Here is an 11,596-nt window from a genome sequence, read left to right on the forward strand (position 1 = left end):
TTTGAGCTGCTAAGAATCTGAGCTGCTGAGCTACTGAGCTTTTGGGAGTTTGCAAAAATCAAGCTTTATTCTTTGAATTGTTCAGTCGTTATTTTAATTATCTTTGTGCCACAAACAAACCCAACCCATGATTACCACGGCATTAAAAACCGAATTGGAACACTATTTTGAGTTCTTTCGTAACGGCATTATTGGCATTGACCAAGAATTTGAAACGCCTTTTGGAACCAAACCCTTAATCTATACCGACTGGACGGCGAGCGGCCGATTGTACCGACCCATCGAAGAAAAGTTGATGAATGTGTTCGGACCCTTTGTGGCCAATACGCATACGGAAACGACGGTTTCGGGAACAGCGATGACTTTGGCCTATCATGAAGCCAAGCAAATCATCAAACGTCATGTGAATGCCAATGAAAATGATGTGTTGATCAATACGGGAACAGGGATGACGGGTGTGGTGAACAAGTTCCAACGCATCTTGGGTTTGAAAGTCCCCGAAAACTTAAAAGACTATCTCAATTTACCGACCGAATTAAAACCGGTGGTGTTTGTGTCGCACATGGAACACCATTCCAACCAAACATCGTGGATTGAGACCATTGCGGATGTGGTGATTATTCCAGCGAATGAAGACGGTTTGTTTTGTTTGGAGCAATTCAAACAGGTGGTGGCTAAATACGCTGACCGCAGTTTCAAAATTGCTTCGATAACTTCGTGTTCCAATGTTACAGGCATTCGCACGCCTTATCATGAAGTGGCGAAAATCATGCACCAAAACAACGGGGTTTGCTTTGTGGATTTTGCTTGTTCGGGACCCTATGTGCCGATAGATATGCATCCTGCCGATCCGGAAGCGTATTTGGATGCGATTTTCTTTTCGCCGCATAAATTCTTGGGCGGACCTGGGACTTCGGGCGTCTTGATTTTCAATCAAAATTTATATAAAAATAATGTACCCGATTGTCCGGGTGGCGGAACCGTGAGTTGGACCAACCCGTGGGGCGAACATAAGTACATTGACAATATTGAAGACCGTGAAGATGGCGGTACGCCGGGCTTTTTACAAGTGATCAAAACCGCTTTGGCGATTCAATTGAAGGAAGAAATGGGCGTGGAGAATATTTTGAAGCGCGAACATGAATTGGTCGACTATATTTTTGAACAATTATCACCCATTGAAAATATTACCTTGTTAGCGGGCCAACACCAAGACCGTTTGGGGGTGATTTCGTTTTATATTCACGATTTGCATTATAATTTGGGGGTAAAAATCTTGAATGATCGCTTCGGCATTCAAACCCGTGGCGGCTGCAGTTGTGCCGGAACCTATGGGCATTATTTACTGCATGTGGATCAAGAAACCTCCCATCATTTAACGTGCTCCATTGACGAAGGTGATTTAACCCAAAAACCAGGATGGATTCGCATGTCGATTCACCCCACTACGACTACGGCTGAAATCGAGTATGTTTGTTCGAGCATCATCGAATTGGCAGCTCATCACCAAGAATGGGCAGCGGATTATGTGTACAATCCCAAGAAAAACGACTTTACGCATAAAAATGCTGTTGCGGTAGAGAAGGCGATGGTGCGCAATTGGTTTATTTGAAATTGAAAATTTGAATAGGGAAAACTCAGAAGCTCAGCAACTCAGTCTCTCAGCAGCTACTTCAACAACTTTTTCAACGCTTCATATTCACCCGACTGTCCAAAATCGGCGTCGTTATAGCGTTCGCCAATCATTTGGTGGCGTTGGCAATCGAAACTAATTTTCGCAGAACCGATAAACTTTCCTTTTTCACGAAAGACCAACACATCGGTATACCCCGATTGGCAGGTGGGTTGGATGGGTTTTGAGGGATCGCGTTTGGAGAATAAATGTTCGATTTCGGGATATAATTTAGGATCTAAAATTTCCTTTTGGTATCCTAAGATTTCCATGTTTTTAATGAATAAGGTATCTTTAGTCGACACGGGGATATTTCCGGTGACAATTTGCAACAAACCTTGTTCCATTCGGGTTTTGTCTTCTTTACCAATGATACTGTCTAAAGCCGCTTTGGTGTAGGGAACAGTGTAATGTTCGACCTGGTCAAATTTAAAAAAAGGCAAATCACCCGTAGGTTCAGTAGTCGCTGATTTTTTACACGAAGTGGCAATCAAAAGGGTGATTAAGGCAAGGACAATTCGTTTCATTGTAAGGAGTTTTTTTATACGGGTGAAGTTACGAATAATTACGGTTTATCCGAAGTACGAACCGGAAGTGTTTTTCCAATAAAATTATAAGTAACGGTTTGCGAAACTTGAATACACCAAAACCCTTCTTTGTTTTCAAAAAGATAAAAGTCGGACGACGGATGTTTATCCAAGCCACAACCGGGTCGATAGCCTTCATAGATGGCATGTAAAACGACGCCCTCTTTTTTGATAGTTCGGGTGTTGTTGAGGTACACATATTCGGTATCGGTAGCGTAGGGTTGGTACTTTTCGTAAACGAGTTGCGGTACATTTTCAACAACTTTTAATCCATGGTTGCGGTTGTACATATAGGTATGAAATTTGTCAGAGCAATAAGGATAGCCCATTCGAAAACTTGCTGCATCGACTTGTGTGATTTGGTCGCCCCAATAGATAGCCCCCATGGCTTCCACCAATTTGTAATCATAGATTTTGCAGGGATATAATTTCCCGTTAATTGGAGCGATTTGTTGGGTACCGTTTTTAACAAGCGCAAGTTGTTCAGGAGCTACATTTGTATACACTTTATTTTCAAGAATATCATAGACTTGATTACTGTAGGCCAAAAAGCGTGAAGCATAAGCCAAAGCCACTGTTTTATCATTAACCGAAATCGTATAATGAAAAGGAATTTTGCATTGGATTACTTTTTGAAGTTGTTCATCCCATTTACGGTAATAAATCCCTTTTTTATCGTAATAATAATCAGAATGGGGAATTGTGCCAAAGCTTGCCGCATCGAGAGAAAATTCACAAAGTAAGCCCCCTAAATACATTTTTGTCCCCACTTTAATCCAATGATAATTACCGGTTTCCCATATTTTGATGTACTTACGTGCGGTGCGGGGTATGTTGGTTTTGGTAATGCCGTAGTACATGTTTTTATGGTCCATTGCATATGATTTTGAAAGGGATTGCATGGAAACGGCATCCATCGTAGGAATGGGTTGGAGAGTTTGAAGGTTAAGGACAACCGACTTTGTTTTACCGAGATAATTGTTCACATAGGTTATTGTTTCCCCTTTGTAGCGCAACGGTTCTCCCATTTCATAAATTATTTTCCCGTCAGTAATCCGTGCCTCATTAAGGTAAATAACCGATGCAGGTGCTACATTCGGTAGTTTTTTTCCAAGGTAAAACACTTGATCTTTATCTAAAGTATATCGATCGGCACTGGAATACAACATTTTAAAACTGGCCACATCGACACCTGTAATTTCTTGGGTGTCCATAAACAAGTGATCGCGGGTCTTCCAATAGTATTTTGTGGGTGCTTTGTATTCGGGATCGTGGCGTTCTCCAATTACTTGAAATCCTGTGGTATCTACGGGAACAAATTGGCCGTCAAAGTAAACGCCTTGGTCATCTAAACCAAATCGACGCGTGTAATCTCTGTTCGAAAGGCGAAATGTTTTCGGATTGGCGGTTAGCACTAGAGATGTTGTTGCATCTTTTTGATAGACTACACGATTGGGTTGGATGATAAACCGCGGACTCACCAAGCCCCGACCAGAAAAAGCAGTGAGTGCAGTATCTTGTGTAGCGATTTGGAGGGTATCCCCAGTTTGTGCCTTTGCCCAACTTCCCATCAAGAAAACGAATAGTATAAATAAGGATCTCATACAATGAAAGAGGACAAAAGTGAGGAAAAGGTTGGATTACTACTTAAAAATTTTTCCCGAAGTTTCGGGACTAAACTCTAATCTCTAAAATCTAAATTTAACGGTTACCAAAACTTCCACCAAGGTTTAATTTCGGGTTCGAGGTAGCCCATCGGATTTTCTACTTTATCGGGAGCATATCCTTTGTGGTAGTTGAGAATTGTCAAGAAAAGTGAAAAATATTCTTGAGTTTTAGGGAAAGTTTCATGGAGGTAAAAGGCCGTCAAATTGAGTTGTTCACTAGAAAAAGTCGTGTACCATTCCACCACAAAATCGATGATATGTGAACGTAATTCTTCGTTATAAGCCCCCAAACGCAAATAATAATCCAAGGCATGGTTCCCTCGGGGTGTTTTTTCAGTGCGGATGATTTTTTCAAGGAATTCGAGCTGCTCTTTTTGGTATTTCGAACCGATGATGGCAGTGATGGCATGCAACATGGTGTCGCGTAGCGGTTTCTCTTCGGTAGCCGCATTTTCTGCCATAAAAATCAAGCTGATGGTGTTGAAATGTTCTTGTTGTTCCGAATATTTATCATAAATTTCTAGTCCTTCAATGATACTACCGTCTTTGGTTTGTTCGTGTTGAAGAAAGGCTTTGGCACCGGTTCTGAGTTCGTGGTAAATTTCCAGGTATTCGGTTGTATTTTCCATGTGCTTCAATTAAGGGAGTTGCGGAATTTCTCGGGGATCATTTTTATAAATCTGCTGAAAACTAGCTTGTTCGGTAGGCGTCAACAAGAAAACCGACAAATCATTGGTGCCTTCATACAGGAGGTAAAACTGCTCGTTGCAATTTTTAGCTGTCAAAAGGGAATTGATTTTCTTGAAAAAAACCTTAGGGCCAGTGGTCCAATACGTGCCGCCTTTTAATTCTTCTGCTGTATATAATGGGATTTTTTCATTTTGAATTAAAACAGAAAAACTTTTCTCAGCGTCGGGTGCAGGGGCCACTGAAATTTGGATATTTCGTTTGGCCAGCATGCGTTTAATTTGGGTATTGAAAAATTTAAAATCAAATTCGGTCAACGCTTCGGCATCGACGAACGCATATTTGTTGGTATTCTCGTCGTAAATATTGAGTTCGCTCTCCTTTACAGGTTTTTTGATTTCCGCATAGTTTAAGAAACCGCCTGATAGGAGTTGCTTGTTGAAAGCCTCAGGAGAAAGTACAGGTTGATTCGCTAATGAATCGGTAACCGAAGTCGTTGTTTCTGCAACGGATTCTTGGGTTTTGGATTGGCAACTCAAGAGCACACTTAGTGTTGCAAGGAGGACTATTTTTTTCAAAAGTAAATGATTATTGGACGCGTAAAAATACGAATTCTCGCTAATCAAAACTTTTTAATTCATTCATAAAGGCTCTTAAATTGTCCTCTTTGGGATTGTACGTGATGGGAATACTAAGTTTGTCCAATTGAATGGCTTCTAAATCTTTGGTTAAAAGCGTGTTTTGTAAATCGGGTGTGATTTTAATTTCTAAGGCGTATTGTTGGGTGTCTTTGATGGTTCCTTCCAGGTGAATAAAATTCCATGCAGTTAATTTCACTACCGATTTATCCTCAAAAAGCAATTGGATTTGTGTCACTTTTGTATTTTTTAAAAAAGTCACCAGCACCATTTTCTTTTCAATAACCTTAGCTTTATTCATTTCAAACCGGAGTTCGAGTTGGGTATTCGGGTGCGTTAATTCCATCACCATATCAATGCGGTCACCGGGTTCGCGGATATCGGCTTGACTAAAAAGAAGTTGGGTCAATAAGAAAGTAAAAACAAATACAAAAGTGCGCATAACGGTTGGTTTTTGGTATAACGCATTTTTTGTACGAAAAGTATGGAGAAGCTGCTAAGAGGCTGAGCCGCTATGCCACTGAGCAAAGTAGTGATCATTTTTCAGTAATCAGTAATCAGTGATCAGTGATCAGTAATCAGTAATCAGTAATCAATGATCAGTTTTGTGTTTATAAACTGCGCAGCAATCTTTAATTGGAAGTAGATCCTCATTTGATAGAAATGCCACAATGCTCCATAAAAAAAGCAGCCGAAGCTGCTTGTGATTATACATGAACGGTCCATCCAAACGGGTCGTCTTCGAGTTTGTATTGGATGTTGGTTAATTTTTCTTTTAAAAATAACGCCATGGGTTGGTCCTGTGGAGTCAATTCATAATAATGTTCTTGGTATTGGAAGCCTTTGATCGGACTCACGACTGCGGCTGTACCGGCACCAAACATTTCTTTTAAACTACCGTCTTGCGCCGCTTTCACGAGTTCGTCCACGGTTAGCGAACGTACATCCACTTGGATTCCTTCTTTTTGTGCGATATCCAATAGGGATTTACGGGTTACACCGTCCAGAATTCGTTCACTGGTTGGAGCTGTTATGAGGGTATCGTTGATACGGAAAAACACATTCATGGTTCCCGCTTCTTCCAATTTAGTATGCGTAGCGTCATCGGTCCAAATGATTTGTTGGAACCCTTGTTCGTTGGCCAATTTAGTGGGATAGAATTGAGCAGAATAGTTTCCGGCTGCTTTGGCCGCACCAATACCGCCGTTGGCTGCCCGACTGTAATGTTCGGCGATAATCACCTTTACTTCACCAGAATAATACGATTTTGCAGGCGATAGAATAATCATAAAACGGTATTGTGTGGAAGGTTGGGCGATAACTCCAGATCCAACGGCAATCATAAACGGACGGATGTACAAGGAATTCCCTTTACCGCCTTTAACCCACTGTTCTTCCAAAGCCACCAATTGTTTAAGTCCGCCAATAAAAATATCCTTAGGTACCTCAGGCATGGCCAATCGGGTAGCCGATTTATTAAAGCGATCCATATTTTGATCGGGACGGAACAACCATACTTGATTGTTGGCATCACGATAGGCTTTCATGCCTTCAAAAATGGCTTGTCCGTAATGGAAAACCTTGGCAGAAGGATCTATTAGAAAAGGTTCGTAGGGTTTAATTACGGGTTTTTGCCATTGCCCTTCTTTGAAATCACAAACCAACATGTGATCGGTGAAAGTATTGCCAAAAGTAAGATTGTCAAAATCTACTTGGGAAATTTTTGATTGGGACGCTTTTATAATGTCAATCTCGGGTGTGTTTTCTGTATTCATCGTAATCATTTGGCCCCATTTTAAAGGGGATAATAAGCAGTTGGTGTGTTGTTTTGGTTTTCGGCTAAGCTAGTAAAAAAAAGGATAAGTTGGCATAGCCTACGCGGAATATGTTGCGGATTGCGACTATAATTTTGATTCTGTTTAAATTAATCAAAAAAAAGGGCAGAAATAGAGTCTATTTTCGATAAGATGATAACTTTGTATCCAATTAAACATTTTAACCATGAAAAAAATAGGAATTCTGTTGGTAGCAGCCTTGTTGATTGTAGGCGTTTCCATTTCAGCACAAGAAAAACAAAAGAAAGCTAAAAAGGCACAATCGGCCTATAATGCAGATGATTATAAACTTTTTGGCGACAAATTTGAAATGAAAAATGTGTTGACCGAAAAGCAAATGTTGAAAAAATACAAAGGATTGAAAAAAGGCGATACGTTAACTGTTGTTTTTAAATCGAAAATCAATTCTGTTTGTAAAAAGAAAGGCTGTTGGATGCGTTTGGATTTGGGAGGAAAAGAAGAATCGTTTGTACGTTTTCAAGACTACGGATTTTTTGTACCCTTAAATGCCGATAATTCAGAAGCCATTGTAAAAGGGAAAGCCTTTGTGGATGTGGTTTCCGTTGAAGAACAAAAGCATTATGCAAAAGACGGTGGCAAATCCAAAGAAGAAATTGCTAAAATCACCAAGCCTGAAATTACCTATGCCTTCACTGCTACGGGTGTTTATTTGAAAAAATAAGGATGAAATTACGTTTATTAGTTTTTATCACTATAAGTACTCTTTTTTCTTGTCAAAAGAAAGAAGAAACCGTTAAAAAGGAAGCTCCCAAAAAAGAAGCTTGTGCAAAACCTAAAGTGACCAAAGATGCTGACGGTTTTGAAATGTATGAGATGACCGAAATGGCGGCGTTAATGGAGCAAATGTATGTGGATAACAAGCGTTTGCGCGAGCGAATTATCAAAGGCGAGGCGGTGGGGAGTTTTCCCGACCATTATTTGAAAATCCATACGGCTGAGATGACCGATCCTTCAGAGAATGATGCGTTTTTTAAAGCAAGAGCCAAAGCGTATATTGAAGCCCAACAGCTTTTGTACAAGGATTCCAAAAATGCGAAGGAACATTTTAATGCGGGCATTGATGCTTGTGTACAATGCCATGAACAGAAGTGTGGCGGACCTTTAGTTCGGATTAAAAAATTATATATCAAATAGTGAAACGCGAAATTGTACAAACCGGTGACGGTTCGACCACCATTCATTTACCCGAATGGGAGGAGAGTTATCATTCCAAACACGGAGCTGTACAAGAAGCCTATCACGTTTTTATACACAGCGGACTTTCGTTATTTGACGGGAAGTCCGTTGCTGTTTTAGAGATTGGCTTTGGCACCGGACTCAACGCTTTCATCACATGGATCGAACACCAAAAACGCCAACAAACGATTGATTATGTAGGAGTGGAAGCCTATCCCGTACTGCCTGAAGAAGCCGCTTTAATGAATTATCCTTCGGCGTTGCAAGCATTGGAACAGCAGTTTATTTTTGAACAAATGCATGCGATGGAGTGGGAGAAAGCGGGTAAAGTCTCGGAACATTTTACTTTAACGAAGCGCCAACAATTTTTTCAAGACATTGCTGATGTCGACCGTTTTGATTTGGTCTATTTTGATGCCTTTGGTTTTCGAGTCCAACCTGAATTGTGGGATGTGGCTATTTTTCAAAAGATGTATACTGCACTTCGAAAAGGCGGCGTACTGGTGACCTATGCGTGTCGGACTTCCATTAAAAAGGCCATGTTGGAAGTAGGCTTTGAAGTCGAAAAATTACCGGGAGCTCCTGGAAAGCGCGAAATGTTAAGAGCATTTAAAAAATAAGTTAAATCGATAAACGGTAATAAAAAAATACTATTTTTGAAATACGATTAATTCTAACCGTGACGTTCTTATCCCAAAACTACTTGAAGTCTAACCACAAAAAACTTGTAAGACTATGCCAAGAGCTATTTACGAATTTACCAAATCGGTATTGGAGCGCGTAAGTTTTGATGCCGTTCTTTTTTGTAAAGAATTGGAAAAAGCAGTTCGGGTACTTTTACCTTACGAAGTGGAAGAACTCACCCAATGGGTCCTTCAATTTACGGAAGAAAAACCGGAACTAAGACATTGTGTACGGAGTATTAATACATAAAACTAAAGGGAGCTTAAACGGCTCCCTTTTTTCTTACACAAGAATATTATTTTAGTAGGAAAAAAGCCTTTAATTGTAAGAAATAATGCATTACATCGATATTATATACTTTTAAACGATATTTTTTTAAAAAAACATTTGGTAGTTTAAAACTAACCACTTACATTTACATCACCCAATCTATCATAAACTTAACCTTAAATCTAAAATGCTATGCCCAGATTGATTTACGATTACACGAAATCAGAATTGGAGCGTGTAAGCCTCAGCCCTGATCGTTTCAGAAGAAAGTTGAAAAAGGCGGTGAGTAACCTCTTGCCTTATGAAATGGAATTATTACAAAAGTGGTTGGTATTCTATACCGACAACCGACCGGAATTGAGGCAATGCATATCAGAATTACAAAGTGATCATAAGGGAGTCTGTTAAGACTCCTTTTTTATTTTACCGGTTTCGGACTCACAATTTGTACGTTTTGAAAAACGATGGCTCCTTTTACCACGCCTGCAATCGTGCTGCGTAAGGCATCAATGATATGGATTTTGAGTTCGTTTTTTGGATAAATTAAACTCACTTCGCGCGCCGGTTTGGGTTCGGTGAAATGACGTAATTTGACCTTATCTGTTTCTTTTAAATCAAGAGTGTGCAAGTAGGGAAGCAATGTAGTGCCTAAACCTTCATCCGCAAGTTTGATTAAAGTTTCAAAACTACCACTTTCCAATTGAAAGCGTGCAGCTTCTGCATTATCCGAACGTTTGCATAAATTCAACACATTGTCCCGGAAACAATGTCCGTCCTGTAGCAAAAGTATTTCGTCTAAATTAAGGTCACTGATTTCAATTTCTTTTTTGTTGAAATGATTGTGCCCTTCGGGAATGTAGGCCACAAAAGGTTCGAAATACAAAACAATTTCTTTGATTTTTTCTTCGTTCAAAGGAGTGGCTGCAATGGCGGCATCCAAATGACCGTTATTCAATTTGAAGATGATATCTTCCGTGTTGAGTTCTTCAATCACCAATTTGACTTTCGGATATTTTTTGATGAAATTATTCAAAAACATAGGAAGGAGCGTAGGCATGATGGTGGGGATAATCCCTAATCGAAATTCGCCTCCCACAAACCCTTTTTGTTGATCGACAATGTCCTGAATGCGATCAGCTTCATTGACAATATTTTTGGCTTGATTGACAATTTTTTGCCCGATTTCCGTGAGTTGGATAGGCTTTTTACTGCGATCAAAAATGAGAATACCCAATTCGTCTTCAATTTTTTGAATTTGCATACTCAAAGTAGGTTGGGTCACAAAACATTTTTCTGCCGCTAATGTGAAGTTTTTATGTTCGGCAACAGCGAGTACATATTGTAATTGGGTAATGGTCATCTGAATAGTAAATTTTGATGCAAATATAAAAACTATCAATTTATTTTATAGTTATTTCCTTTCTTTTTTAAGATAATTTTGGCCTTGATAAAGAAGTTTAAAAGCTACCTTTAGGAATAGTAACATTTATCTTTAAATAACAACAACATGAAATTAAATAGTTTGGGTTTACCCAAAAAAGAGACCGAAATATTAGTTGCCGAATTGAATATTTTATTGGCGAATTTTCAAGTGTATTATCAAAATTTACGTGGCTTGCATTGGAATATTCGCGGCAAACGTTTTTTTGATTTGCATCTAAAATTTGAAGAGTTATACAACGACAGTCAGTTGAAAGTAGACTTGATTGCAGAGCGCATTTTAACCTTGGGAGGAACACCTTTGCACACTTTTGAAGCGTATGTAAAAAATAATCGTTTGCCGGTAGGACATGAGGTTTCCAAAGACGAACAAGCCATACATTTGATTTTGGAATGTTTGCCTCTTTTGTTAAAAATTGAACGAGTTATTTTAAAACAAGCGGCGGATATTGAAGATGAAGGTACCAACAGTATGATGAGTGATTTTATTGCCGAACAAGAAAAGACGATTTGGATGTTAAGCGCTTGGGCCGAACAAGAAATATAATTCGCATTAAATACAAAATAGCCTTTCTTATGTCAAAAGATTGGCTATTTTTGTTTTTGTGAAACGTTTAACGCTACTTTTATTATTTCTTTTTGTCGCCTTTCTTTCAACCCCCACTGTGGTGAAGTTGATTGAAAAGAAAGCAGACGTTTCCCAATTTTATAATTTTTCGGAAGAAGAAGATGATGTGATTTGTTTTACTGTTTTTTCTTTGGATGTAAAAGAAAACAATTTGTCTCAATTCGAATTTACCACTGAAGAAAAGGCACTACTACTTTTAATTGAAAATCAACAACGGCATGATAATGTCGCTGATGAAATCTTTTTGCCACCTCCCGAAATGGTCTAATACACCCATGGAATTTTTTTCCA

14 protein-coding genes are annotated in these 11,596 nt (G+C 39.3%); 7 read left to right on the top strand and 7 right to left on the bottom strand.

Features of this window, described 5'->3' with window-relative positions:
- Positions 1-127 precede the first annotated feature (127 nt).
- A complete protein-coding gene (locus EQG61_RS11565; RefSeq protein WP_129462102.1) occupies positions 128-1,612 on the top strand; it encodes an aminotransferase class V-fold PLP-dependent enzyme in 1,485 nt (494 codons plus the stop codon).
- A gap of 56 nt (positions 1,613-1,668) precedes the next feature.
- On the opposite strand, the gene EQG61_RS11570 is transcribed toward EQG61_RS11565, so the two are convergent.
- The 6 genes from EQG61_RS11570 to EQG61_RS11595 all read right to left on the bottom strand — a co-directional run bounded on the left by EQG61_RS11570 (position 1,669) and on the right by EQG61_RS11595 (position 7,026).
- Positions 1,669-2,199, bottom strand: a complete 531-nt coding sequence (locus tag EQG61_RS11570) for a hypothetical protein (RefSeq protein WP_129462103.1) — start codon at positions 2,197-2,199, stop codon at positions 1,669-1,671.
- Positions 2,200-2,237: 38 nt separating this feature from the next.
- Positions 2,238-3,863, bottom strand: coding sequence for a DKNYY domain-containing protein (locus tag EQG61_RS11575; protein ID WP_129462104.1), 1,626 nt, complete (start codon positions 3,861-3,863; stop codon positions 2,238-2,240).
- Positions 3,864-3,967: 104 nt separating this feature from the next.
- A complete protein-coding gene (locus tag EQG61_RS11580; RefSeq protein ID WP_129462105.1) occupies positions 3,968-4,555 on the bottom strand; it encodes a hypothetical protein in 588 nt (195 codons plus the stop codon).
- A gap of 9 nt (positions 4,556-4,564) precedes the next feature.
- A complete protein-coding gene (locus tag EQG61_RS11585) occupies positions 4,565-5,191 on the bottom strand; it encodes a hypothetical protein (RefSeq protein ID WP_129462106.1) in 627 nt (208 codons plus the stop codon).
- Positions 5,192-5,231: 40 nt separating this feature from the next.
- On the bottom strand, positions 5,232-5,693 hold the full coding sequence (locus EQG61_RS11590; protein WP_129462107.1) for a hypothetical protein: 462 nt from the start codon (positions 5,691-5,693) through the stop codon (positions 5,232-5,234).
- Positions 5,694-5,958: 265 nt separating this feature from the next.
- Positions 5,959-7,026, bottom strand: coding sequence for a branched-chain amino acid aminotransferase (locus tag EQG61_RS11595; RefSeq protein WP_129462172.1), 1,068 nt, complete (start codon positions 7,024-7,026; stop codon positions 5,959-5,961).
- A 226-nt stretch (positions 7,027-7,252) separates the two neighbouring features.
- Here EQG61_RS11595 and EQG61_RS11600 point away from each other — a divergent pair, with 226 nt between their 5' ends.
- From EQG61_RS11600 to EQG61_RS11615, 4 genes are all read left to right on the top strand, one after another.
- On the top strand, positions 7,253-7,768 hold the full coding sequence (locus tag EQG61_RS11600) for a DUF4920 domain-containing protein (RefSeq protein WP_129462108.1): 516 nt from the start codon (positions 7,253-7,255) through the stop codon (positions 7,766-7,768).
- Positions 7,769-7,770: 2 nt separating this feature from the next.
- On the top strand, positions 7,771-8,241 hold the full coding sequence (locus EQG61_RS11605; protein ID WP_129462109.1) for a hypothetical protein: 471 nt from the start codon (positions 7,771-7,773) through the stop codon (positions 8,239-8,241).
- On the top strand, positions 8,241-8,903 hold the full coding sequence (gene mnmD / locus EQG61_RS11610; protein ID WP_129462110.1) for a tRNA (5-methylaminomethyl-2-thiouridine)(34)-methyltransferase MnmD: 663 nt from the start codon (positions 8,241-8,243) through the stop codon (positions 8,901-8,903). The genes EQG61_RS11605 and mnmD overlap by 1 nt, the downstream gene beginning before the upstream one ends.
- 115 nt (positions 8,904-9,018) lie before the next feature.
- Positions 9,019-9,216: a hypothetical protein gene (locus EQG61_RS11615; protein WP_129462111.1), complete on the top strand. Its 198-nt coding sequence runs from the start codon at positions 9,019-9,021 to the stop codon at positions 9,214-9,216.
- 439 nt (positions 9,217-9,655) lie between these two features.
- Here the strand turns inward: EQG61_RS11615 and EQG61_RS11625 are convergent, their stop codons facing one another.
- The gene (locus tag EQG61_RS11625) at positions 9,656-10,597 is read right to left on the bottom strand and encodes a LysR substrate-binding domain-containing protein (protein ID WP_129462113.1); all 942 of its coding nucleotides are present in this window, start codon (positions 10,595-10,597) and stop codon (positions 9,656-9,658) included.
- 147 nt (positions 10,598-10,744) lie between these two features.
- On the opposite strand from EQG61_RS11625, the gene EQG61_RS11630 reads away from it, so the two are divergent.
- Both EQG61_RS11630 and EQG61_RS11635 read left to right on the top strand, forming a co-directional pair.
- Entirely contained in the window at positions 10,745-11,224 is a 480-nt protein-coding gene (locus tag EQG61_RS11630; protein ID WP_129462114.1) for a Dps family protein, read from the top strand.
- Positions 11,225-11,282: 58 nt separating this feature from the next.
- A complete protein-coding gene (locus tag EQG61_RS11635; protein ID WP_129462115.1) occupies positions 11,283-11,573 on the top strand; it encodes a hypothetical protein in 291 nt (96 codons plus the stop codon).
- Positions 11,574-11,596: the final 23 nt, after the last annotated feature.

Origin of the sequence: Flavobacterium stagni (assembly GCF_004122105.1) — a bacterium.
In the GTDB taxonomy this organism is placed as follows: Bacteria; Bacteroidota; Bacteroidia; order Flavobacteriales; family Flavobacteriaceae; genus Flavobacterium; species Flavobacterium stagni.

What these genes read in the sequence shown, in the direction of transcription:
- EQG61_RS11590 (WP_129462107.1), bottom strand. Translation starts at nt 5,693, where the DNA reads ATGCGCACTTTTGTATTTGTTTTTACTTTCTTATTGACCCAACTTCTT.
- EQG61_RS11580 (WP_129462105.1), bottom strand. Translation starts at nt 4,555, where the DNA reads ATGGAAAATACAACCGAATACCTGGAAATTTACCACGAACTCAGAACC.
- EQG61_RS11625 (WP_129462113.1), bottom strand. Translation starts at nt 10,597, where the DNA reads ATGACCATTACCCAATTACAATATGTACTCGCTGTTGCCGAACATAAA.
- EQG61_RS11595 (WP_129462172.1), bottom strand. Translation starts at nt 7,026, where the DNA reads ATGAATACAGAAAACACACCCGAGATTGACATTATAAAAGCGTCCCAA.
- EQG61_RS11575 (WP_129462104.1), bottom strand. Translation starts at nt 3,863, where the DNA reads ATGAGATCCTTATTTATACTATTCGTTTTCTTGATGGGAAGTTGGGCA.
- EQG61_RS11630 (WP_129462114.1), top strand. Translation starts at nt 10,745, where the DNA reads ATGAAATTAAATAGTTTGGGTTTACCCAAAAAAGAGACCGAAATATTA.
- EQG61_RS11605 (WP_129462109.1), top strand. Translation starts at nt 7,771, where the DNA reads ATGAAATTACGTTTATTAGTTTTTATCACTATAAGTACTCTTTTTTCT.
- EQG61_RS11565 (WP_129462102.1), top strand. Translation starts at nt 128, where the DNA reads ATGATTACCACGGCATTAAAAACCGAATTGGAACACTATTTTGAGTTC.
- EQG61_RS11570 (WP_129462103.1), bottom strand. Translation starts at nt 2,199, where the DNA reads ATGAAACGAATTGTCCTTGCCTTAATCACCCTTTTGATTGCCACTTCG.
- EQG61_RS11615 (WP_129462111.1), top strand. Translation starts at nt 9,019, where the DNA reads ATGCCAAGAGCTATTTACGAATTTACCAAATCGGTATTGGAGCGCGTA.
- EQG61_RS11600 (WP_129462108.1), top strand. Translation starts at nt 7,253, where the DNA reads ATGAAAAAAATAGGAATTCTGTTGGTAGCAGCCTTGTTGATTGTAGGC.